Raw genomic sequence first — 23,452 nt, 5'->3', positions numbered from 1 at the left:
CGCCTTGCAGTTCCGCCAAGCCGATAACAAGAAGTGGAGAGGCTAGAAATGTCGAACAACGGTTATGAATCCGGTCGTCTGAACCTGCCATTCGTGGGTCATTGCACCTTTGGCAAATCCCCGGTGTGCACCGATTGGGATGCACTGGATGCCGACGTCGCGGTGCTTGGCGTACCCAATGACATGGGTACCCAGTGGCGCTCCGGTGCACGCTTCGGACCACGCGGGATTCGTGAAGCATCGACGCTGTTTTCCTTCGGCCACGCTGGCGCCTACGATCACGAAGATGACGTGATGTACCTCACCGCATCGGACGTGCGCATGGTCGACGTCGGTGATGCCGACATCGTCCACACCGACATGGTCACCAGCAACAAGAACACCGAATACGCCGTGCGCAAGATCCTCGATGCCGGCGTGATGCCGGTGGTACTCGGCGGCGACCACTCGGTGCACGCGCCAGTGATCAAGGCCTTCGAAGGCCGCGGTCCGATCCACATCATTCACTTCGATGCGCACCTGGATTTCGTCGACGAACGCCACGGTGTTCGCTACGGCCACGGCAACCCGCTGCGCCGCGCTTCGGAAATGAATCACATCGTCGGCATGACCCAGATGGGCATCCGCAACGTCTCGTCGTCCAACCGCGACGACTACGAAGCGGCTCATGAAGCAGGTTCGAAAATCCTCTCGGTACGCGACGTTCGCCGTCTCGGGGTCGAAGGTGTGCTGGCGCTGATCCCGCAGAACATCAACTACTACATCACCATCGACATCGACGGTTTCGACCCGTCCATCGCCCCCGGCACCGGCACCCCGAGCCACGGCGGTTTCCTCTACTACGAAGTGCTGGAAATCATCCAGGCCCTGGCCAAGCGCAGCAAAGGCAACATCGTCGGCATGGACCTGGTGGAAGTGGCACCGGTCTACGACCCGACCGGCATGACCTCGATCCTCGCCGCGCAACTGCTGCTCAACAGCATCGGTTTCATCTTCCACGAGCGGGGCAAGGTGCGGGCCGCCGCCGAGAGCGAATCGACTCCAGCCTGAACATCGAAACCAGAGACCCGGCAGGCTCTGACTGCCGGGCAGAGAGAATAAAAATGGATACGATCGTCAAGAGTTACCTGCAAAAATTCGGCGTCAGCGAAGCCACCCAGACCTTCCTCAGCAAGGTCCAGAAAATGTTCATCGGCGGTGCCTGGGTCGAAGCCAGCGACGGCCAGACGTCCGATGTGATCGAACCTTCGACCGAAGGCCTGATCACCCGCATTCCCATGGGCACCACCGACGACCTGGACCGCGCTGTGCAGGCTGCCCGTGCGCAGTTCGACGGTGGCGCCTGGCGTCAGGCCAAACCGGCCGAACGCGAGCGCATGATGCAGCGCCTGGCTGACCTGATCGAACAGAACGCTGCCGAGCTGGCGGAAATCGAATCCATCGACATGGGGAAATCGGTTGCCTTCGCCAAGGACGTGGACATCCAGGGCACCGTCGATACCTTGCGTTACTTCGCCGGCTGGGCCACCAAGCTTCACGGGCGCACCGTCGAGCCGTCGCTGCCGGGCAATTACCTGGCCTATACCCGCAAGGAAGCGGTCGGTGTGGTCGGCGCCATCGTGCCGTGGAACTTCCCGCTGCAAACCATGGCCTGGAAGCTCGGCGCGGCGCTGGCGACCGGTTGCACCGTAGTGGTCAAGCCTGCTGAACTGACCTCGTTGTCGGCCCTGCGTTTTGCTGAACTGGTGCAGGAAGCGGGCATCCCCGACGGCGTGATCAACATCGTCACCGGGCGCGGCAGCGTGGTCGGTGCCGCCATGGCTACTCACCCGGGCATCGACAAACTGACCTTCACCGGCTCGACTCCGGTCGGCCAGACGGTTGGTCGCGCAGCGCTGGATGACATGAAGCGCCTGACCCTCGAACTCGGCGGTAAATCACCGGTCATCGTCTGCGCCGACGCCGACATCCCGGCCGCTGCCCAGGCAGTCGCCAACGGCGTGTTTTTCAACTCTGGGCAGGTATGCGACGCCGGTACACGGGCCTATATTCATAGCAGTGTCTACGACGAATTCCTGCGCGAACTGATCGCCTACACGCGCACCCTGAAAATGGCTCCGGGCCTGGATCCTGATTGCTTCATCGGCCCGCTGGTCTCGGCCCTGCAAAAGCAGCGTGTGACCGAGTACATCGAAACCGGCAAGGCCGAAGGCGCCGAACTGGTCTACGGCGGTCAACCGGTCGATGGCCCTGGCTTCTTCGTCGAGCCGACCATTTTTGCCAACTGCCGCAATGACATGCGCATCGTCCAGGAAGAGATTTTCGGGCCGGTGCTGGTCACCGCACCGTTCGACGACGAGGAAGACGCGCTGGACCTGGCCAACGACTCCCCCTACGGCCTGGCGGCGGCACTGTACTCCAACGACCTGGGCAAAGTGCACAGCCTGATTCCACGCTTGAAGGCAGGCTCGGTCTACGTCAACGCCCACGGCACCCTTGATCCATCGATGCCGTTCGGTGGCTACAAGCAGTCCGGGTTTGGCAAAGACCTGGGCGCCGAGCAGCTCGACTACCTGCTCGAAACCAAGGCGGTGTGGATCACGCTGCCAAGCTGACACCAGCCCCTTGTAGGAGCGAGCCTGCTCGCGATGAACCCCAGTACACCACGGGGTGTCAGGTTGCCAGCATTATCGTTGGCGACCATCGCGAGCAGGCTCGCTCCTACAGGTTTTACACCATTGAACATCAGGAACGGCATGGAGGCCCAACGGGCGTCGTTCACCCGAAACAACGCGGTTATCTCGTCATGATCTTCCAACAATAAGAGTCCATCATGAACACTAACGCCAAGTCCGCCACGAGCGTGCCTGCCCTCGACGAAAAGTCTGTCGTCGAGGGGCATTCGATTGACTTTATCCCCGAAAACGAGCGCACCGACAAACTGGCCAGCCAAGGCCCGTTCTGGTTCCTCGGCAACTTCACCTTCTTCACCATGACCATCGGCTTCGTCGGCCCAAGCGTCGGCTTGACCGCGCTGTGGACCACGCTCGCCGGTACGCTGGGCATCATGTTCGGCACGCTGTTCATGGCGTTTCACGGTTCGCAAGGCCCGCACCTTGGCTTGCCGCAGATGATCCAGTCACGGGCGCAGTTCGGTTATCGCGGGGTGATCCTGGTGCTGCTGGCGACGCTGTTCGTGTTCGCCGGCTTCAACATTGTCAACCTGGTGCTGATGATGCAGGGGCTGCACACGCTGTTCGGGTTCAACCCGGCGGTGATCGCGGTGGCGGTGACCATTCCGGCGGCGGTGCTGGCGATTCTCGGCCATGACTGGATGCACCGCAGCTTCAAATGGGCGCTGTTTCTGTCATTGCCGCTGTATGGCCTGGTGACCGTGGCGGTGGTGATGGGCTGGGTGCCGGATGCGGTGCTGCCGGCACTCGCAGAAGGCGAAGTGGCCCGTGAGCCGCTGGGTTTCAACTGGACCGGTTTCATTGCGCAGTTTGCGGCGGCCGCCAGCTACAACATCGCCTATGCGCCTTATGTGTCGGACTACTCGCGCTACCTGCCGAAGAACACCTCCAGCGGCAAGCTGATCGCCGTGGTGTTCCTCGGGGCATCGCTGTCCGGTGCGTGGATGATTTCCGTGGGTGGCTGGCTGGCCGATCACCTGCACTCCACTGACGTGCTGGTAGCCCTCGGGCAAGTCGGCAACACCGTGTCGCCGCTGGTGGGTACGGCGGTGGTGGTGGTCACCATCCTGGCGTTCCTGCCGGTGATCGCGATGAACATCTACAGCGCCAAGCTGACCACGCTGACCTGCGTCGACTCTATCAAACACATCGAACCCACCCGCAAGGCCCGCATCCTGGCCATCGGCTTCGTGATCCTGCTGCAACTGGGCGTGGCCCTGAGCATCCAGAGCACGGGCAAAGGCCTGTCGGTTCTCGGCATCTACCTGGTGGTGATGCTGTACTTCCTGGTGCCCTGGACCTCGGTCAACCTTACCGACTACTTCTTCGTGCGCAAGGGCCGCTACGCCATCCCGCACTTCTTCATGCCCCACGGCAACATCTACGGCAGCTGGGGCCTGCGCGGAATCGCCGCCTATGCCATCGGTTTTATCTCGATGATCCCGTTCTTCTACATCTTCGACGGCGTTGAACAACGCGAGGTGTATGTCGGCCCTCTCGCCAAAGCGCTGGGCAGCATCGACATCGCCTGGCTGGTCGGGTTGATCGTCTCGGGCGTGGCGTATTACTGGCTGAGCCGCTCGATCGATCTCAAACACGAAGAAGTGGTGATCCAGCAGATCGAGAAAACCTCTCCTCAATACACCACTGGCGACACGCTGACCCACAAACAGCAGCCACTGCCGGTATTCACTGAATCGACGGTCGGGAGATAACTATGACCACGCAAAGAATGACCACGCAAAAAATGGCTACGCAAAAATACGACTACATCATCATTGGCGCAGGCTCGGCAGGTTGTGTGTTGGCCAACCGCCTGAGCGAAGACCCGGCGACCTCGGTGCTGGTCCTGGAGTTCGGCGGCAGTGACAAGAGCGTAGTGATCCAGATGCCGAGCGCATTCTCGATCCCGATGAACACCAAGAAGTACAACTGGCGCTACGAAACCGAGCCGGAAACGCACCTCAACGGCCGACGCATTCACTGCCCCCGGGGCAAGGTGCTGGGCGGTTCGTCGTCGATCAACGGGCTGGTGTACATCCGTGGGCACGCACTGGATTTTGACGAGTGGGAATCCCTGGGTGCCGAAGGCTGGGGCTATCGCAACTGCCTGCCGTACTTCAAGCGCGCAGAAAGTTATGAATCGGGTGGCGACAGCTATCGCGGGCAGACCGGGCCGCTGCACACCACCAACGGCAATCACATGAAAAACCCGCTGTACGGGGCCTGGGTGGAAGCTGGGGCGGAGGCGGGCTACATCAAGACCGAAGACTGCAACGGCTACATGCAGGAAGGGTTTGGCGCGATGCACATGACCGTGAAAAACGGTGTGCGCTGCTCCACCGCCAACGCCTATCTGCGCCCGGCCATGGGCCGTCCGAATCTGACGGTGGTCACCCATGCGATGACCCGTCAGGTCATCCTCGAAGGCAAGCGTGCGGTAGGGGTCATGTATGACCACGGGGGGCAGACCCACCAGGTGTACTGCAACCGCGAAGTGCTGATCTCGTCCGGGCCGATCGGCTCGCCGCACCTGCTGCAACGCTCGGGCATCGGCCCGGCGGCCGTCCTGCGCAAGGCCGGGATCGGCGTGCGGCATGACCTGCCGGGCGTAGGGGAGAACCTGCAGGACCATGCCGAGGTGTACATCCAGTTCGGCTGCAAGGAACCGGTGACCCTCAACAACAAGATGGACCCGCTGAGCAAGCTGATGATCGGCCTGCGCTGGTTGCTGTTCAAGGACGGCCTGGGCGCCACCAACCACTTCGAGGCCGGTGGTTTCATCCGCTCCGAGAAAGGCCTGCGCTGGCCGGACATCCAGTTTCACTTTCTGCCGGCAGCGATGCGCTACGACGGCAACAAGCCGATCAAGGGCCATGGCTTCATGGTGCTCACAGGTCCCAACAAGCCGAAAAGTCGCGGCTATGTGCGCGTACGCTCGGCCGATCCGTACGAGCATCCGGAAATCCGTTTCAACTACCTGGAGCGGGAAGAGGACCGTGAAGGCTTCCGTCGTTGCATTCGCCTGACCCGCGAGATCATCGGCCAGAAAGCCATGGACCGCTTCCGTGATGGTGAGATCGCCCCGGGCGCCCAGGTGACCAGTGATGAAGACCTGGACGCCTTCGTGCGCGACAACCTGGAAAGCACCTACCATCCGTGCGGTTCGTGCCGCATGGGCGAGGACGATATGGCGGTGGTCGATTCCGAGTTGCGCGTGCGCGGCATCGCCGGGCTACGGGTGATCGATTCGTCAGTGTTCCCGACCGAGCCGAACGGCAACCTCAATGCGCCGACCATCATGCTTGCCGAGCGTGCCTCCGATCTGGTGCGTGGTGCACAGATGTTGCCGTCTGCGGATGTGCCGGTGGGTCTGGTCGAAGGCTGGGAAAGCAGTCAGCGCACTTCGTTGCCGGGGCGTAACGTGCGCGTGTAACCCTTGTAGGAGCTGGCTTGCCGGCGATGGCGGCCGGCCTGACACACCGAGTCGCCTGGTTCGCCAGCAAGCCGGCTCCTACGGGTGATCTTCGTCGGAAAATATTACGTCGTTGTTCCGTTGCCATTGCTAGTCTGTAATTCCTTGAGACCGCAATGGAGCAACCTCATGGCTATTCAGGCCCTGCGCGCCGACGCATCGCACATCGATCAAATCGCCCCTTTGTTTGACGCTTACCGGATGTTCTACGAGCAGCCGTCGAACCTTGCGCAATCCCGCGCCTTCATCGCCGAGCGTATCGCCCGGGATGAATCGGTGATTTTTCTTGCCCAGGACGCTGACGGTGAAAACCTCGGCTTCGTCCAGTTGTTCCCGACCTTTTCCTCCATCGACGCCCATCGCACCTGGCTGCTCGGTGATCTGTTCACCACACCTGCCGCCCGGGGCAAAGGCGTCGGCACGCTGCTGATGAACACCGCTCGCGACTTTGTGAAGCTGGCCGGTGGCAAAGGCATGACTCTGGAAACCGCCACCGACAACTTCACCGCCCAGCGACTGTATGAATCACTGGGCTGGGTGCGCGATCCCGGTTACTACACCTATGGGCTGGATTTGAGGAAAGCCTGAATCAGCGTGCCTGATCGCCGAACACCGGCCGCATGAATGAACGCTCGTAGCTGAGGATGAACTTCCTGTCCTCGGCGTACTTGAAGGCGGCGATGCAGTCTGGATCGTCCATCGACTGCTGGCGGTAATGTTCATACGTCGCCAGGCTCGGGAAGGTGAACAGCGCCAGGGCGATGTTGTTGGCGCCCTCCGACGGCAGAAAATAGCCGTGGTGCTGGCCGCCGAATTTTTCCACCAGGGGAATCCACAACTTGCCGTAATGCTCGAACGCTTCGAGCTGGTAAGGGTCAAGCACGTACTTCAGGTAGCAGGTCACCATTGCTTCGTTCCTTGTCACGTTGTGTGGGCAGTCGCCACTGTAATCAACGCAGCGCGCAATCGACAAATGTTAGTGAATACCCGGCGATCCCTTGTAGGAGCGAGCTTGCTCGCGATGGTCGCCAACGATTACGCGTGCTATCTGGCTAGCCGTGGCGCATCTGAGTCCATCGCGAGCAGGCTCGCTCCTACAGGGGGGCGATTTGAAGAAATTGCGGGCAAAAAAAAGCTGCCTTAAGTGGCAGCGGAAGATAAAGCACGCATTTGATAGGCCGAGTATGGCGCCCGGTACATGACAATTCGATGACGGATGAACAATTGAGCGGATGGCCGGTGCTGTCATCTGGATGTCATCGAAGAGGGTGCAAGATCCTCGCAAACCGTCCTGAGTGCCCGGCGACCAGAAATCGGCCGGCAGACGAACTTGCAAGGAACCCTTATGAAAGACGTCCCCCTGTTTGCCGCCATCGACCTGGGCTCCAATGCGTTTCGCATGATGATTGGCCAGTCGGTACGGCGCAACCAGCAGATGGTTATCCTGGAAGTCAGAACCCTGCGTGAACCGGTGCGGTTGGCGGAGGGTTTCCAGGGTGGGGCGCTGGATGAACTGGCGCTGGATCGCGGTTGGCAGGCGCTGGCGCGATTCGGCAAGAAACTGCGCGGTTTCGAGGCGGTTCGCGTGCGGGCCGTGGCGACCAGCGCAGTGCGCGAGGCGGACAATGCACCGCTGTTCCTGGCCACCGCCGAGCGTCACCTGGGGTTTCGCATTGACGTTATTTCCGGGCATGAAGAAGCACAACTGGTTTACGCCGGTGTGGCCCACACGCTGCCGGATGCGCAAAGCACGCGGCTGGTGGTGGACATCGGCGGCGGTTCGACGGAAATGATCATCGGCCGTGGCGACCGGGTGCTCAGCACCGAGAGTATCGCCATCGGCAGCGGGACTTTTGGCGCCCGTTACTTTTACGGCGGGCGGATCATGGCTCAAGCGCTGCAGGAGGCCGAGCGCGTGGCCACGTTGCAGTTCGAGCAAGTCGCCCGCCGTTACCGCGTCATGGGCTGGCAGCAAGCGATTGGTTCGTCAGGCACCGCGCGGATGCTGGCCAAGGTGCTCAAGGCCAACGGCTTGAATGACGAGGGACAAAGCGGCATCACTTACGGCGGACTGTTGCGCCTGTCCCTGCGCCTGCTGGAAGTCAAACACGTCAAGCACCTCAAGTTGGCAGGCCTGCCCACCCATCGCATGAGCATGTTGCCCGGTGGTCTGGTGGTGATGCTGGCGGCGTTCAAAGTGTTGGGGATCACGCATATGACGGCGTCTGAGCCGGGTCTGCGGTTCGGCGTGCTGCATGGGTTGATGAGCAAACCTCGGGGCTGATCGACGAGCGCATCAAGGAACTGGGAGGCTGACGCGGGGAAACCCAGGCCCGTGTCCGCACCATTGATTCAGGAAGCGATCGAACTCATTGCCTCCCGAACCAAAAGGTAACCCCTGTAGGAGCGAGCTTGCTCGCGATAGCAGTGGGTCAATGAATAATCCGTTGTCTGATACGCCCTCATCGCGAGCAAGCTTGCTCCTACAGGTTTGGCGTTCACCTGACCGTTTTGGATATCCGTAGCCGTCATGTTCCAATAGCCAGCAATCGCAGTCCGGAACCGGAACATGAAGAACATCGCCGCATTGATCCTCTACTCAGCGCTCGTGCTCAGCACTCCCGCCCTTGCTGCCGGCGATGTACAGGCCGGGGAGAAAGTCTACAAGCGCCTCTGCAGCGGCTGCCACCAGATCGGCGAATCGGCTCGCGCCTTCTTCGGCCCGCAGCTCAATGGCGTGATCGGTCGCCAATCCGCCGTCACCACGGACTACGTGTATTCCGATGCGATGAAGTCCGCCAACCTGGTCTGGGACCGCGAAACCCTGATCGCCTACCTCGAGGCGCCGAAGAAAGTCGTGCCCGGCACCCGCATGATTTTCTGGGGCCTCAGCGATCCGGAAAAAATCGAAGACCTGCTGGCCTACCTGCAAACCTTCCCGGCCCAAGGCCTACGATCTACTGTCCGAGCTCTACCCGGACCGTGAAGTGGTGCAGCTCAATATTCGGCGGGCGGGGGCGGCATCCACTGTGTGACCAGTCATCAGCCGCTGGCCTGATCGGTTGCCCTCAATTTCCGGCACCACACAAAACCGTAGGAGCAAGCTTGCTCGCGATAGCGGTGGATCAGTCCATAAAGATGCAAACTGACCCCCCGTCATCGCGAGCAAGCTTGCTCCTACAGGGGGCTTTGGTGGGTCAGGCTTTACTGGCTTTCAGATAAGCCCCCAACCGTTGCCCCATCTGCTCACCCAGTGCCTGCAAGCCACTCAACGGCCGCACCATCACCTCAAACTCGACAATCTTGCCCTGGTCATTGAAGCGAATCATGTCGATGCCCTTCAGCTCCTTTTCACCTACCCTGGCGCTGAATTCGAGAATCACGTTCAAGCCATCCCCGGTTGCCAGCTCGCGGTGATAGGCAAAGTCTTCGAACACGTTCATCACCGTATTGAGAATCATCGATACCACGGGCGCACCCGGATACGGCGTGTGCGCCATCGGCGAGCGGAACACCGCTTGCGGGTCGAGCAGCTCGGGCAGGGCGCTCAGGTCCTTGCGGCTGATCATTTCGTGCCACTGCTCGAGCGTGACGGCAACGTTGGCGTTCAAGTTCAGTTCGGCCATGTTCAACTCCTGTTTTTTATTGTTGTTTGCTTCGAAAACGCTGGTGGATGACCTGGGCTGCGTCGTCCGCCCATTGACTGTAAATCATTGGTCCCGGATGAAAACCATCGCTGGCCATCAACCCCGCCTCGGGTGCGAGCGGGGTGCTGAGCATCGTACATTGATCCACGTTGGCTGCCAGTTGCGCCAGATGCGCGTTGAAACGACGGGCTCGAAAACCCAGGTACCAGCGCAGCGGCTGTGGCAATGCGGGAAACAGGTGCATCGGTGGAAGCGGGGAGACGACAATCTGCTGCACAGCGAATTTTTCGCACAACAGCGCCATCAGTTGTCGCTGCCGGATCAACCACTGATCCAGTGAGAGCGCGCTGGTGACATCGTTGACACCAATCGACAGCAGCACCACATCGAACGGCTCTGGCGCGTGCTGTTGAAGCAAGTCGAGTAATGCTTGTGAATCCAGACCCGACTGCGCCCAGAGTTTCCACGACACACGAAAGTCAGCCGCCAAACGCCCGACCAACCGGCCGCTGAGGGCGTCACACTGAGTCAAAGCACCAACGCCCGCCGCCGCACTGTCGCCGACGATCAACAGGCGCAGGGCATCGCCGATGCCCGCCACACCCTGACGCTCGCCCGCAGCCTCCGGCAACCTGGGCGTCACCCGGCGGGTATACAGCCCTTGGGCCAACAGCAGCGGGCCGAGGATAATTTTGGCCAGGGTTTCAACGTGGCTCATGAGGGGATTATCCGGAGAACTCATCGTCGAAAATGCTTTCGATCGGCAACGCAAAGACCCGGGCGATCTGGAAAGCCAGCGGCAGGCTGGGATCGTAACGACCGTTTTCGATGGCATTGATCGTCTGCCGCGAAACCTTCAGCAGCGCCGCCAGATCAACCTGCGACCACTTGCGTTCGGCGCGCAGTTCCTTGAGGCAGTTGTTCATTGATAACGTCGCTTGGCCAGCCTGAGCCCGACCATCCACATCAAGCCCATCACCGGCCATACACAGACCCATGACACGTGGGGAAAGCCGACGTTTTCCAGAAAACCGTAGGTGAACGTCAGCAGCGCCGACGCGGCAAAGGCGAAACCCAGGGCTTCGTACTGGATGCGCAGGTGCATTTCGTCCAGCGTGCGCATGTTGCGCACCACCGCCCAGCACATCAGCCCCGCGGGGATCATCGGTAGCAGGGTGATGATGATCTTCAGCGCAATCGCCATGTCCTGCTGGTCTTTGAGCAAGATCAGCGAAGTGATCAAAAGTATCGTGTACAGCGCCATCGCCGCGCCCATTTCCATATAAAAGCGTTTCATTGCATCCTCCTGATGTAAAAGACCCTTTACATGTTCGCCGGAGTTTTTCCGGATGTAAAGGGTGTTTTACATACGACAGCTGTAGGAGCGAGCACGCTCGCGATGGACTTGAGAGCGCCGCGTGTAAGCGGTCACACGCGTTATCGTTAGCCTCCTTCGTCGGAACGCCGCCCGGAGCATGCTCACCCCTACACTGGTTCGGAACTAGATCCGCTGAGAATTCAATGCTTGTCCACCACACACAACTCACCCGTCGCCCGAATCATCGCCTGTCCGTGCAGGTAATCCTTGATCAACGCAGAACGCCCTTTGGCCAGCCACTGCGGGCAATTCGGGTCGTTGCGGTAGGGCAGGAACGCGGCGTATTGCTTGAGCAAAGTGATTTGCAGTTTGTCGAGCTTTGGTCGGATCTCGGTCTCGAGGTTTGGCCGGGGCGTATCCGGCGCCTTGTGCGCAGCTTGCCACTGGGCGATGCGACCGTACTGCACCAGTTTGCTGGCTTCGATCTGCGCGGCGATCAGGTCGGCGACATCGTCCGGGTCGAGTTTGCGCTGGGCGGCCTGCTTGCGGGCGTTGGCAATCACTTGCGCTTCCCGGGCGCTGTCCTGAATCGGCTTGCCGCTGTCCCATTTGGTCAGCGCCACTTGCTCACTGATCTGCAAGCGCTCGTTCATCGTCGCCAACAGCGGTTGCAAGGCATCGGGCGCGGGAGGCGGTGCACTCGCCTGGGCGCCATGGGCGAGGCAGACAAGAAAGGCACTCGTCAGCAGGTGCGGCAGGCATGGGGAGCGGGGCATGGACAGAACCTCCTTGGACGCTGAATTCACTTGCGCCTGTGTAACACAAGGCAACCGACGAACGATAGGCTGCGAAGCATTCAGCCCAGCAACCGCTCGATCTGCGCCAATTCCCAGGTACTGAGCAGACTCACCGGATCGGTGCCGAAGCGTTGCCCATTGTCGAACGCATACTCGCGGCCATCCGGGCTTCGCCCCTGTAAACAGTGGCGCAGGTGTTTGCCGTCGACCTCGAGTATCAGGCGCCAGCCATCGATGTCGACCTGTACATGAGTCGATTCCGGCGATTGATCGACACGCTCGAAAGCGCGAATGCCTTGGGCGGCATCACGCAGTTGCTGATAAACCTCGCGGGCGGTGAGGGGGGGCACGGGTGTCTCCGGCTTGAATTCGGGGAGGCACAGGATAGACCAGTCGCCCAAGAAAAAGCCCGGCTGATAAGGCCGGGCTTTTTCGTTGAGTCCTGCGTTAGAGCACAGCATTCAGGCGGTGCGGTTTTCGATCAGGCGATCCGAACCACCTTCGGCGACGCGGTTTTGCATGAGTTTGTCGGAGCCGTCAGCGGCGACGCGGTTTTCGATCAGCTTGTCGGAGCCGTCAGCAGCGACGCGGTTTTCGATCAGTTTGTCGGAGCCATCAGCCGCCACACGATGCTCGATCAAGCGATCCGAACCACCCTCAGCCACACGGCTTTCAATCAGACGATCCGAGCCGCCTTCAGCGACAACCGGGTGAGCAGAGTTAGCGGCGAAAGCGTTGACTGCAAAAACCGAGAATGCGATACCGAGAAGGGTTTGGCGTTTCATGAGGGTGTGCTCCGGGGTGCTTATGGGTGGGTATGGAGCCGATGTTACGCCGCGGATTTTTTATGAGAACTTCATTGAGATGATGGTGACTATCGATGCCAGCGATGGATCGAAATCTCTGGGCGTAAGCACCCCTCGCCACAGCACTTTCGCAAGAGTTCAAGCCTCGCTGATCTGACTGACACTGGTGATCTGCCCGTTCCACACCATTTCGTAATGCGCGGTTTGCACAATCGATGTCACCGGTCGCGGCGTCATCAGCGCCCAGCAATCACTGCCCGGCAAACGCACCGAGCGATAGCGCAAACCGGGGCAAGCGGCCTTCCTGACCTCCCGGCCGAGGCGCCGGGAAACGCTGTAATCATCCGGCGCATACACCGGGTCCGTCATCGGCAGTGCCGTAGCGTCATTCATCCCGGCATCGACAAAGGCACAAGACAATCCCCGGAACACAAAGCGCTCGTAGTTCAGGCTCGGCACCTTCGACCAGTACAGGCTCTGGTGATGCCGCACCTCGGCCAGCGCCGCTTCCATCGAGTCCGCCAGGTACAACACCCCGAAACTGCCATCACTGAACCGCGAGCCCGCCGGGTTCACGTGGGTAAACGGCGCCGTCGCATAGGAGCAACCCGTGATCCCGAACGGAATCTCGCGCCGTGGAATCAACTCCAGTTGACCCACTTCATTCTTCAAGCGCGGATTGGTCAGCGCCTGAATCTCGAACAACATCTCGAATTCATCCGCATCCGCCACGTCATCGAACAGGGCAATGGGGGGAAACTTCGAATTGACCAGCCGATAAGCCTGCAACGCCTGCCCGGCAAACGTCGGCAACTTACCCACGGTCACCATTGCGCGCCCCGCAGCATGTCGATGCGGCGGAAGGTTTCATACAACGAAACCATGTCGCCCTGCGCCATGATCTCCAGCGGACTGCGGCCATTGAAAAAATCATTGTCATTGGCCATCGACGCAAAGCCGTAGACGTTGTCCGGGTTATCGAACACCAGGCGCAACGTCCCGTGAATGTTCAGCACAAAACTGATGCGCTGCATCTGATCCGCATCCAGCGCCACCGCCCACTCGGGATCATGCTGTCGTGCGCGGGTGTAAGTGCTGCGCGAGATGCGCAGGATGCGGCAGGCTTGATCGCCGCTGGCTTTCCACTTTTCCAGAATGCCGACGGCAGCGCGCAGGCCGGTGACGCATTGGTTTTTGGTGAAGGATTGGAGTTGCAGAGGAACGGCCATAATCAATATCTACTTTGATTCCGTAGATTCAAAGATAGTTAATCTGAATCTGTAGATCAAGTTGGTTCGACCGACGGAAAATTCCCATCGAGAATCACCAGTGAGACGTTCGCCGTTTTTCTTTACCCCGCAGCCTGCGCCCGCAACCGCCGACCAATCACATCCATCAAATCACAGCCATCGCGCAACGCAATCACCAGAAGCCTGGAAAAGTCCTCCAGCACCACCGTGTCGCATCCGAGTTCGGATCGATAGGCGATGTTTTCCAGCACCTGCGTGACTGTACGAATGCGGTAATCCGCCATGGCTTGCAGGACGTCGAGGGGGGCTTGGGTGTCGATGAGCAGGGAGGCCGGAACCAGGTCGATTCCGGTGAGGGGCATGTATCGATTCATTTTGAAGATCTCTGTTTGATTGGCTCAAGGCCGTCACGCAGTCGTCGCCAAACGATTGGGTGGCAGCTGTGCGCAGGTTGGCGAACCGGCAACAGAGAAAACCGGCAGACCCGAAAGTCTCCCGCGCACAGCCGCCATAACAGCGGCTTTGCGGGTGCGATGATACCTGCAATAAAGCGGATAGCCTTCGCATTCTCTGAAGTCAGGTCGCCAAACCCGAATCGCCATTTGGGCGACGGCGCCGACTATAAGCCGCACGGGATCAGCGCGGGAAGGTGAGGGATTCTGAGCTTCGTGTAGGACTTGCACTGATAAAACTTCAGACCTTTCACATATCGTCACTGGAAATATAACCACAGACCTGAGATGGTCTTCGCCCCTTGGATTCAGCCACCCACGCTATCCTTAATCATCGCTCCCGCCGTCAAGATGGATCTTTCCCCCCATGCAAAACCCGAACCCCCAACGCCCCCTCTGGAAAACCTACCTGTTTTTCCTCGCCCCGATGGTGTTGTCGAACTTCCTGCAATCGATGTCCGGCACGGTCAACAGCATCTACATCGGCCAGATGCTCGGCACGCAAGCGTTGGCGGCGGTGTCCGGCATGTTCCCCATCGTGTTTTTCTTCATCGCCCTGGTGATCGGCCTCGGCGCGGGTGCGGGGGTGTTGATCGGGCAAGCGTGGGGGGCGCGGGAGACGCATCTGGTGAAGGCGATTGCCGGGGCGACATTGTTGCTGGGGGTGCTGATCGGGTTGGTGGCGGCGGTGGTCGGGAGTGTGTTTGCGCGCTCGGCTTTAGTGGGGTTGGGTACGCCGGCGGACGTGCTGGACGATGCGGTGGCGTACGCCCATGTGATGTTGTGGATCATGCCGTCGCTGTTGGTGTTTGTACTGTTCACGCAGTTGCTGCGCGGGGTCAGCGATACGTTGTCGCCGCTGTTGGCGCTGGTGGTGTCGACCATTGTCGGGCTGGCGCTGACACCGGCGCTGATCCGTGGCTGGTTGGGTTTTCCTCCGATGGGGATTCAGAGCGCAGCGTTTGCCGGGCTGGCGGGGAATCTGGTGGCGATGGCGTTGTTGGCGTGGCGCTTGCTCCGCAAAGGGCATCCGCTGGCACCGGACCGTGAGTTCTTTGCCGCAATGCGCCTGGACATGACGATCCTCGGCAAGGTGCTGCGCATCGGCTTGCCCACAGGGTTGCAGATGGTGGTGTTGTCGTTGTCGGAACTGGTGATTCTGGCGCTGGTGAACCAGCATGGGTCCCAGGCGACAGCGGCGTATGGCGCGGTGACGCAGATCGTCAATTACGTGCAATTCCCGGCGCTGTCGATTGCGATCACCGCGTCGATCCTCGGGGCGCAGGCGATTGGGGCCGGGCGCATCGAGCGCATTGGGCCGATCCTGAAGACCGGGCTGATGATCAATGTGTGTTTGACCGGTGGTCTGGTGGTGTTGGGTTACTTGTTGTCGAGCTGGTTGCTGGCGTCATTCCTCACTGAGGAGGCGACGCTCAACATGGCTGAGCATCTGCTGCACATCATGCTCTGGAGCCTGTTGGTGTTTGGCTTCCAGGCGATCATCGGCGGCATCATGCGCGCCAGCGGCACGGTGATGGTGCCGGTGGCGATTTCCATTGTCTGCGTGGTCGGTGTGCAGTTGCCGGCGGCTTATTTGCTGGATGCGAAGTTCGGGCTGCAAGGGGTGTGGATGGCATTTCCGGTGGCGTATCTGGGGATGCTGGCGTTGCAGACGCTGTACTACAAACTGGTGTGGCAGCATCAGAAGATTGAGCGTTTGGTGTAGGCAGGGTGGCTCCCTCAGGTGGCTTTGATGTTCGCGGGGCTTGATGGCAACCATTGTCGAACCGACAATCCATTGGTGGGGGAGTCACCGACAGGCGTGATCGCCTGGGGAGGTTTTCCATGAGCCCCTTGTCCCATTCCATCCTGCAAGACCGGCCAGCGGCCGGGCGGCGTTTGATTGAGCCGCTGCAGCCTTACGCGCATCGCTCTGACGTCATCGTTCTGGCCTTGCCCCGTGGCGGTGTGCCGGTGGCCTATGAAGTGTCCACGGCGCTGGGCCTGCGCCTTGACCTGATGCTGGTGCGCAAGCTCGGCGTGCCGTCGCGTCCGGAGTACGCCATGGGCGCGATTGCCAGTGGCGGCATTCAGATCCGCAACGAAGAAGCATTGCGCAGTTACCCGATGGCCCCGGCCGCGTTCGAGGCCGTGGTCGAAAGGGAAACCCGCGAGTTGCTGCGCCGGGAACAGGTTTATCGGGGAAACCGGGCACCGGTGCAGCTCAAGGACCAGGTGGTGATCCTGATCGACGACGGTCTGGCGACCGGCGCGTCGATGAAGGCAGCGATCCATGCGCTGCGCTCGCAGGCACCCTCGCGCATCGTGGTGGCCGTGCCCGTGGCGCCGATCGAGACGGCAGAGGCGCTGCGCCGTGAGGTGGATGAGCTGATCTGCCCGTTGATGCCCGAATGGTTTACCTCGATTGGCCATTGGTACATGGACTTTACCCAGACCAGCGATGCCGAGGTGATCGCGTTGTTGCAGCGGGCGTGGCAACGGGAGGCAGACAGGACAGATTGAGGTGGATTGAAGGGTGGTCGTCAATCGGCGCTCGAAGTGGAATAAACGTCGATTGTTTGCTTAAGTCCTTTTGATGCCGATCGGTGTACAGCGCTGCAACTCATGACGGGAGCCCGCCCGGAGAGTCCGATGAACCCTCGAATACTGCGTTTCGTCGCGTTGGCCGGCGTTGCCACGCTTGGCGTTGTGCCGCGTGCCGACGCCGTCGAATACACCGCCGTGAACAACACGGCCAGCACCATCAGTTTCACCTATCAGCAGATGGGTTCGAAGGTTTATGGCACCTTCGGCAAGTTCGAAGGGCAAATCGAATTTGATACGCAAAACCCCGCCGTCGCCCATGCCGCGCTGACGATTGACCTGGCGAGCATTGATATCGACAGCAGCGACGCCAAGACCGAACTGCAAAAACCGGCGTGGTTCGACACACAAAACTTTCCCAAGGCCGTTTTCGAGTCGACGGCCATTCAGGACCTCGGGAACGACCGCTACACCTTCACTGGCAACCTCACCCTCAGAGGTCAGACGCGGCAGGTGATTGTGCCGGTGGTGCTCAAATCAGAGAACGCCATTGGCATTTTCGATGGCGAACTGATCCTCAAGCGCGACGATTTCAAGATGGGCGAGGGGGAGTGGGCGGACAGCATGGTGTCCAACGACATCAACATTCGTTTTCGCATGGTGGCGCCGCAGCGGTGAAGCGATCCCCCCGTCATTTGCGCGCCGCTGCTTTTTTTGGTTTGGCCGCCGGTGCCTTCGCCCCGACCGGCGTCTGTCCCGCCGAACCATTGATGTTCGCCAGGCTTTTGTGCACTTGTTCAACAATGCGCCGTTGCGTCGGTCGGTCGTTGTCGAACCCGCCGTGGCTTGCGTTGATTGACGCATTCGACGGTGTGGTGATGTAGGTGAAGTTGGGCAGGTTGAACACCGGCGAAGCGTGGATGTATTTGTCCATGCCCAGAATCGGCGTGCGCACGCCGGCCTCGAACGACTCGGACACCAGGTACAGCAACGACCGCAGGTAAGGGCGGCAGGTCGGGTCCTGGTTTTCCGCCATGTCGGTCAGGGAAAATTGCAGGCAGTTGTCCACGGTTTTGCTGATCAGGTGCGGCATAACCAAACGCTCGAAGGTGTCGACGCGCACGGCGGGTGCCATCAGGTTCAGGGAGGCAAATCGCAGCCCGGCGCTCGCCAGGCGATCAATGATGAAACTGTGGACGATGGAACCTGCCGAGTGGCCGATCAGGTGCAGGCGAAACTTGCCGATCTTGCCGGAGGTAAGGAACGCCTTTTGCAAAATTTGCAAACCGCTGCGCGGGTTGCCGCTCAAGGCATCGGCGTTTTGCTTCATCTCGCCCCATAACAGTGTGCCGGGCGTGGCGAGGGCACGTTCCAGGCGTTTGTCATAAAACTGTTTGACCGCATCGCCCAGTTCCGAAAAGACCCCGCCGGTACTGCGCGGTACTTGCCGGTAGGCATCGACGATCAGGTTGAGAATGGTCTGCATGGCGCCGGTTTCCCACATCAGGAAGATCGGGAAAATTTTCGCTTCGTAGAGCAGCGGCACCCATTGTTTGGCGGCGGCGGCCGCGGTTTTTTCGTCATTGAGCCCACCATGGGCATAGAGCGCGATGTCGATCGCCTGGTTGGCCGCCAGCCCCCAGCGTTTGCGGGCTTCGCCGAGGTGAAAGTCGACCAGGTCCTCGACGTCTTCGGGGCGCGTGCGAAAATCACCGGTCTGGCTCAGTTCGCCGTTGTTGCCCAGGTCGATGATGAACGGGTTGATTTCACGGTTGGCCAGCACATCCGAGGTGGCGACCACCACGTTGCCCGCCGGGGTTTCGCGTAGCGTCGAGGCTTGGGAAATCGCCATGTGTTCGGCGGTGACCACGCCCAGTTGTGGCACCCAGCAGTCCATGGCGTTGAGCTGCCAGTCGGAGTACGTGAGGATCGCGTAGCCGGCGCTGCCCCAACCGCTGCCCCACGAGTTATGAATCAGAAAGCCGTCCTGGTTGTAGCCGACGATCACGAAGGCATGTCCGCCGTCGTCGAGTTCGGCTTTCTGGCAGGGGATGCGCCAATAGTCGTCCCACGTGGCAGGCGGTGCGGCGAGTTGCGCAGCCTCGCTGGCGGCGATGGTCCAGCCTGAGTGGCAAGCGGCGCTGGCGTACAACACGCCGAGGTCATTGAGGGCGACGTGCATGTCGCTGATCGACAACGGGTCGACCCGATAATACGCACCGAGCGGGCGTTGCACCGAGTCGATCCACCAATCGGTGTCGGGTCGGTTGGTGGCGGCGGGCATGTCAAGGTTCGGCCACAGATAGGAGGCGCAGGCACCTTGCTTGTACCAGCCTTTAAGTGCGCCGCGCAGGGTCGAGCCGCTGTCGGACAGCTTGGGGTCGGGGTTCGGTGCTTCGGGAATTTCGTCGTAGCGCCGCGCCATGCTGTAGAGCATGAACGGCGAAATGCCCGGCTTGTCTTCGCGCTGGCCTTTGCTCAGCAGAAATTCGATGACCGTCGACAAGGCGAAACCGGTGCAGGCATTGGTCTGCATTTGGTTCTTGATACTCATCCAGTGCGCCGGCAACAGCGACTTGGCCGGTTGCAGGCCGACAGGTGGCTGGTAGAGGCGGTCACGCAGATCCAGTTGATCGGGGCAGACCGGGCGACGCCGGGCAAGGTGTTCGGCGCTGGCTTTTGCGCGGCTGGTGCGCTGTTTGGATTTGGGTTGGGGTTTTGGGGTGCTGGCGCGGGCGGGTGCAGCCTTGCGAGGTGAGGTGGCCATCGTGGCTCCTTGGAAACTCGGCAGTCGCGGGTTCAGTGATGGCCATTGCTGGCGCGCAGGCACCTGCAATGGCGCGTCACAAAACGGTAGATGATGTGCACGAGGTTTCAAGGCTTGCCGACAGACACCCGGTCCACATTGCATGGACCGGGTGTTCATCAAGGCCGTTTTAGTGCGCCGCTATCGGTGCCGTGACGGTCTTGCCGAGCGACGAGGTGACGGTCGCGGTCGGGTTCGGCGACGGGCCGGCGCCGGTGGTCGTGACCGACACCCGCCAGCGAGCGCCGGTGCCGATTGGCGTGAGGGTCGCCGTGCCAAGGTTGAGTAACCCGGCAGTGGTCGAGACTTTCACCGTGATGGTGTTGCCTGTGCCGCGCGAGGTGGTGCCCGTCAGATCCCAGGTGTAGCGACTGTTACTGCGGGAGGTGACCGCGGCGCTACTGATCACCAGGTCTTCGTTGACCGTCGGCGCAGCGGTGACCGACACCGAGACCGTCGCCGGATCCGAGAGCGCATCCTTGGTGTCGCTGGCCTGATAGGTGAAGGACGCGGTGAACGCTGCGGCGATCGTGGCCGGCGGTGTGTAGACCACTCGCACGCCATCGGTGCTGACCATGCCCTGGCCGGAGTCCGGTTGCGCCAGGCCCACGACTTTGAGCGGTACGTTGCCGTCCGGATCACTGTCGTTGGCCAGGACGTTGATGGTCACCGGTTGGCCGTTGCTGCTGGTGGCACTGTCGTTGAGGGCGATGGGTTTTTTGTTGGTCACGTCATCGTCGTCATTGCCAGGGCCTTCGCCACTGCGGAAGGTTGGCAGGGCAGCGGAGTTGACGTAGGTGACACCGTCCCAGCCAGGCAGGGGCGTTGGCATCAACTGGAACTGACCCGGGTTCTCGATATCCCAACGCAGTAGCATCGAGTTGTCTTCGTGCTGGGTATTGTGGCAGTGCTCCATGTAGGTCCCGGCGAATTCGCGGAAGTGAATCGCCATCTCCACATCCACCGAACTGTCGATGCCTTCGCCGATGCGATAGACGTCTTTGCGCGCGCCTTTTTCCCATTCCGGCGGCGCCTTGCCGTCGCGGCTGAGGATGATCCCTTCTTCAAAGTGCACATGCACCGGGTGGTTCCAGCCGTTGCCACCGTTCACGATTTTCCATACTTCCAGCGTGCCGTCGCCGCTGTAGCCGCCATCGGTCGGGCCGTTGGCCAGTTGCGGCGCCGCGTCGATCCGGCGAGGGTCCATGGAGTATCCGAAACCACCGTCCGTCTTGATGGTCCACGGAGCTTCGTCGGTCCCGTCGGAGCGGCCGAAGATGAACTCGCGATGGCGGGCCTGTTTCAGCTTGGCTTGCACCACCGGATCGTCACGATTGAGGGTCAGCGGGATCATGGTTTTGCCGGCCGCTTTACCCGGTTTGGCAGGTTCATAGTCGGCGGGGTTCATGCTGACATCCGTGCCGGAATAAGGCTGGACGATCATCTGCATGAATTTGCCCACCACAGGGTCGCCTTTGTCCCATTCAGGGCCTTTGCTGCCCTGTTTGATCACCGCTTTGTACTGTTCGGACAACACGTCGGCCAGGCTCAGTGGATCGTCCTCCGGACCCTTGCCGGTCTGGTGTTCCATCAAGTTGACGAAGTACAGCTTGTCGCCGACCTTGATCCCGTTTTTCGCGAAGTTGACGATGATATCGAACCGCTCGGCGATGCCCTGGGTAGGCAGGATCGCGTTGTGGTCCTGTTTATCGCCGTCGCCATCCAGGTCCATGCTGCCGTCGAAGGGCACGGCGTGTTCCATGAGGTTGCCGTCGTTGCCGACCATGTGGAAGGGCACGCGGGCATAGGACACGCCGGAACCTGCCGGCCCTGGGAACTCGCCACCGGTACCGGCAATTTCACGCACCAGCGCAATCCTGAAGTAGCGTGACACCGAGCCGTTGAGGATACGGAAACGATAGCTGCGCGCCCGCACTTTCAAGCGCGGCTGGTACTGCCAGTTGACCAGGATCTGATCGCCAAGAAAGCCGTCGGTGTTGAACGGGTTGAACCACAGTTGACCATTGGCGTCCCAGGCCTTGTCGGCCACCAGCAGGTTGACGTCGTAGTCGCGGTTACCCCAAGGCAACGCCGAACCGCTGGGCAGGCGCAGGTTGACGCCGTCTTCGATCGCTTCGTTACCGCGATCCAGGGCGCTGTAGTAGTTCATCATCACCGCGTTGCCCTTGTAGACGTTTTGTGCGGTGAAATCGAGCATGTGGTCGTGGAACCAGTGGGTGCTCATGGTTTCGCGCCAGTCGCCGCGGATCTTGATGGTGCCGTTGTCGCAGGTTTTCAGGCCCGGGCTGGCGTCATTGACGAACAGGGTTTCACCCGGGGCGCAGGGGAACGCCGCGCGCGGGTCATGGGCGTCGGTGTTGATGGTGTCATAGCCGGCCAGTTGCATCGGCCAGCGATAGTCGTAGTACTGCCCCGGAAAGAAATACGCGTTGGTGTAGCCGTCGCTTTCTGCCGGGTTGTGACCGTTGTGTTCGTGAGTACTGATGGTGTGCAGGCCGAACCCCATGTTGGCCGCAGGGTCGATCGGCAGGGCGTTGTAGTGACGCATCAATACAGGCTGACCGTATCGCACCATCAGCAGTTTTGCCGGAAAGGTGCCGTCAAAGGTCCAGAGTGCCTTGTGGTTCTGGATCGGCATGCTGGGGTGAAAGCGCGTGTCGATGCCTTTGGTCGTGCCTGTTGTGGTTGGAATGTCCGAGGTCTGGTAGTAGAGACCGCCAGGCCCGAACTCACCGACGGCGTAGTTGTGCAGCTGCCTGCGGTCGCGCATGCCGCCATTGAGTTTGGCGCCCGCTTGCACGGTTTTAAACGCGACCTGAGGGTAGAACTCGTTCCAGCGCTGGTGCGACCAACCCTTTCCTGGCGGACGACCTTCGGCGGGCGAGCCGACCGGGTGGCGGTTGAGGAAGGCTTCGATCTGCGCTTTCCACGGGTTGCGGTCCAGCACGTTGGAGTACTGCGACGGAAACGGGTACAGCCCCGGCTGGCGCATGAAGGCTTCCAGTGCCGAACTCGACGGGCCGCTGCGGGCGATGCTGTCCGGGTCTTGCACCGGCGCCGGGCCGGCGGTGGGCACAGGGAACGTCAGCGGTGGCGCGGGCAGGGTAGGGTCGAGTTTTTCCGTGCCGAATTCTTCGAACAACAGCAATTGCTGGGTGTACGGCTGGGCCCCGAACAAGGGGCTGGGCTTGCCGTTAGTGGGGATTTTGAATGAGGTCTGCAGGGCCGGCGGCAGTACGTTTTCGGCTGTTGGCGTGGTGCGGGTGCCATAGACGCCATTGGGCAGGGCAATTGCACCCTGGTTGGCTTCCGGCATGGTTTTCAGGGCTTCCAGCGCGGCGGCGGCGGCCGCGGGATCCGCGGGCGGATTTGAGTAATACGAGGGGTCTGTCGGGGGCGGTTGGCTGACATCGTCCAGTGGTACAGCATGGGCGCTGCCAAGGTTGATATTGAGCAGTAGCGCGGCGGTGATGCTCGGCCTCCGGAGAAAGCCGAACGATGGGTACTCGGGTATGTTTTTCATGATGGTTCTCTCGGGGCTCGCCGGTGCAGGGCTGGCGCTAGCAATTCGATATCAGCAAAACCCGAGCCAAAACAAAAAGCCCATTTGTATCAATTTGTTGAGACGTCTAACCCGTTGTCA

General features: G+C 60.6%; 23 protein-coding genes and 1 pseudogene. 11 read left to right on the top strand and 13 right to left on the bottom strand.

What is annotated here, in order from left to right; all coding sequences use genetic code 11:
• Positions 1-48: 48 nt before the first annotated feature.
• The 5 genes from speB (at position 49) to QMK58_RS19510 (ending at position 6,756) form a co-directional block, all read left to right on the top strand.
• Positions 49-1,050 carry an agmatinase gene (gene speB, locus QMK58_RS19530; protein ID WP_053164389.1) on the top strand — a complete coding sequence of 334 codons (1,002 nt, stop codon included), beginning with the start codon at positions 49-51 and terminating at the stop codon, positions 1,048-1,050.
• Positions 1,051-1,103: 53 nt separating this feature from the next.
• Entirely contained in the window at positions 1,104-2,615 is a 1,512-nt protein-coding gene (locus tag QMK58_RS19525; RefSeq protein WP_053164386.1) for an aldehyde dehydrogenase family protein, read from the top strand.
• 218 nt (positions 2,616-2,833) lie between these two features.
• Complete coding sequence (locus tag QMK58_RS19520; protein ID WP_320395282.1) at positions 2,834-4,408, top strand: purine-cytosine permease family protein; 1,575 nt, start codon at positions 2,834-2,836, stop codon at positions 4,406-4,408.
• Between the two features lie 32 nt (positions 4,409-4,440).
• Positions 4,441-6,129 carry a choline dehydrogenase gene (gene betA, locus QMK58_RS19515; protein WP_320396552.1) on the top strand — a complete coding sequence of 563 codons (1,689 nt, stop codon included), beginning with the start codon at positions 4,441-4,443 and terminating at the stop codon, positions 6,127-6,129.
• Positions 6,130-6,297: 168 nt separating this feature from the next.
• Positions 6,298-6,756, top strand: coding sequence for a GNAT family N-acetyltransferase (locus QMK58_RS19510; RefSeq protein ID WP_320395281.1), 459 nt, complete (start codon positions 6,298-6,300; stop codon positions 6,754-6,756).
• A gap of 1 nt (position 6,757) precedes the next feature.
• Here the strand turns inward: QMK58_RS19510 and QMK58_RS19505 are convergent, their stop codons facing one another.
• Complete coding sequence (locus QMK58_RS19505; RefSeq protein ID WP_053164381.1) at positions 6,758-7,075, bottom strand: NIPSNAP family protein; 318 nt, start codon at positions 7,073-7,075, stop codon at positions 6,758-6,760.
• Positions 7,076-7,513: 438 nt separating this feature from the next.
• On the opposite strand from QMK58_RS19505, the gene QMK58_RS19500 reads away from it, so the two are divergent.
• The 3 genes and pseudogenes from QMK58_RS19500 to QMK58_RS19490 all read left to right on the top strand — a co-directional run.
• Positions 7,514-8,452 (top strand): Ppx/GppA family phosphatase, encoded by a 939-nt coding sequence (locus QMK58_RS19500; protein ID WP_320395280.1) that lies wholly within the window; start codon positions 7,514-7,516, stop codon positions 8,450-8,452.
• Between the two features lie 285 nt (positions 8,453-8,737).
• The gene (locus QMK58_RS19495) at positions 8,738-9,154 is read left to right on the top strand and encodes a c-type cytochrome (RefSeq protein ID WP_053164377.1); all 417 of its coding nucleotides are present in this window, start codon (positions 8,738-8,740) and stop codon (positions 9,152-9,154) included.
• Positions 9,114-9,226, top strand: a pseudogene (locus QMK58_RS19490) (agmatine deiminase family protein); the annotation flags it as partial. The gene QMK58_RS19495 and the pseudogene QMK58_RS19490, both read left to right, overlap by 41 nt.
• A 139-nt stretch (positions 9,227-9,365) precedes the next feature.
• Here the strand turns inward: QMK58_RS19490 and QMK58_RS19485 are convergent.
• From QMK58_RS19485 to QMK58_RS19440, 10 genes are all read right to left on the bottom strand, one after another.
• A complete protein-coding gene (locus QMK58_RS19485) occupies positions 9,366-9,794 on the bottom strand; it encodes a nuclear transport factor 2 family protein (protein WP_053164375.1) in 429 nt (142 codons plus the stop codon).
• A 16-nt stretch (positions 9,795-9,810) separates the two neighbouring features.
• Entirely contained in the window at positions 9,811-10,533 is a 723-nt protein-coding gene (locus QMK58_RS19480) for an SGNH/GDSL hydrolase family protein (protein WP_053164373.1), read from the bottom strand.
• Between the two features lie 7 nt (positions 10,534-10,540).
• A complete protein-coding gene (locus QMK58_RS19475) occupies positions 10,541-10,741 on the bottom strand; it encodes a helix-turn-helix transcriptional regulator (protein ID WP_053164371.1) in 201 nt (66 codons plus the stop codon).
• Positions 10,738-11,112: a hypothetical protein gene (locus QMK58_RS19470; protein ID WP_053164369.1), complete on the bottom strand. Its 375-nt coding sequence runs from the start codon at positions 11,110-11,112 to the stop codon at positions 10,738-10,740. The genes QMK58_RS19475 and QMK58_RS19470 overlap by 4 nt, the downstream gene beginning before the upstream one ends.
• 221 nt (positions 11,113-11,333) lie before the next feature.
• Entirely contained in the window at positions 11,334-11,909 is a 576-nt protein-coding gene (locus QMK58_RS19465; RefSeq protein WP_053164367.1) for a chorismate mutase, read from the bottom strand.
• An 80-nt stretch (positions 11,910-11,989) separates the two neighbouring features.
• Positions 11,990-12,280 carry a hypothetical protein gene (locus QMK58_RS19460; RefSeq protein ID WP_053164481.1) on the bottom strand — a complete coding sequence of 97 codons (291 nt, stop codon included), beginning with the start codon at positions 12,278-12,280 and terminating at the stop codon, positions 11,990-11,992.
• A gap of 111 nt (positions 12,281-12,391) precedes the next feature.
• Positions 12,392-12,715 (bottom strand): hypothetical protein, encoded by a 324-nt coding sequence (locus QMK58_RS19455; RefSeq protein WP_053164365.1) that lies wholly within the window; start codon positions 12,713-12,715, stop codon positions 12,392-12,394.
• A gap of 159 nt (positions 12,716-12,874) precedes the next feature.
• The gene (locus tag QMK58_RS19450; RefSeq protein ID WP_320395279.1) at positions 12,875-13,567 is read right to left on the bottom strand and encodes an RES family NAD+ phosphorylase; all 693 of its coding nucleotides are present in this window, start codon (positions 13,565-13,567) and stop codon (positions 12,875-12,877) included.
• A complete protein-coding gene (locus QMK58_RS19445; RefSeq protein WP_320395278.1) occupies positions 13,561-13,965 on the bottom strand; it encodes a hypothetical protein in 405 nt (134 codons plus the stop codon). The genes QMK58_RS19450 and QMK58_RS19445 overlap by 7 nt, the downstream gene beginning before the upstream one ends.
• A 122-nt stretch (positions 13,966-14,087) precedes the next feature.
• Positions 14,088-14,360, bottom strand: a complete 273-nt coding sequence (locus QMK58_RS19440; RefSeq protein ID WP_053164359.1) for a hypothetical protein — start codon at positions 14,358-14,360, stop codon at positions 14,088-14,090.
• 445 nt (positions 14,361-14,805) lie between these two features.
• On the opposite strand from QMK58_RS19440, the gene QMK58_RS19435 reads away from it, so the two are divergent.
• The 3 genes from QMK58_RS19435 to QMK58_RS19425 all read left to right on the top strand — a co-directional run bounded on the left by QMK58_RS19435 (position 14,806) and on the right by QMK58_RS19425 (position 17,660).
• A complete protein-coding gene (locus QMK58_RS19435; protein ID WP_053164357.1) occupies positions 14,806-16,164 on the top strand; it encodes an MATE family efflux transporter in 1,359 nt (452 codons plus the stop codon).
• Between the two features lie 119 nt (positions 16,165-16,283).
• Positions 16,284-16,961, top strand: a complete 678-nt coding sequence (locus QMK58_RS19430; RefSeq protein WP_053164355.1) for a phosphoribosyltransferase — start codon at positions 16,284-16,286, stop codon at positions 16,959-16,961.
• Positions 16,962-17,090: 129 nt separating this feature from the next.
• Positions 17,091-17,660, top strand: a complete 570-nt coding sequence (locus QMK58_RS19425; RefSeq protein WP_053164353.1) for a YceI family protein — start codon at positions 17,091-17,093, stop codon at positions 17,658-17,660.
• Between the two features lie 13 nt (positions 17,661-17,673).
• On the opposite strand, the gene QMK58_RS19420 is transcribed toward QMK58_RS19425, so the two are convergent.
• Both QMK58_RS19420 and QMK58_RS19415 read right to left on the bottom strand, forming a co-directional pair.
• A complete protein-coding gene (locus QMK58_RS19420) occupies positions 17,674-19,749 on the bottom strand; it encodes a C1 family peptidase (RefSeq protein ID WP_320395277.1) in 2,076 nt (691 codons plus the stop codon).
• Positions 19,750-19,918: 169 nt separating this feature from the next.
• Complete coding sequence (locus QMK58_RS19415) at positions 19,919-23,332, bottom strand: Ig-like domain-containing protein (RefSeq protein WP_053164350.1); 3,414 nt, start codon at positions 23,330-23,332, stop codon at positions 19,919-19,921.
• Between the last annotated feature and the right edge of the window lie 120 nt (positions 23,333-23,452).

This window comes from Pseudomonas sp. P8_241, assembly GCF_034008315.1.
Lineage (GTDB): Bacteria > Pseudomonadota > Gammaproteobacteria > Pseudomonadales > Pseudomonadaceae > Aquipseudomonas.
The sequence above is the reverse complement of the archived record's forward strand: the minus strand, read 5'-3'. Positions and strand labels throughout refer to the sequence as shown.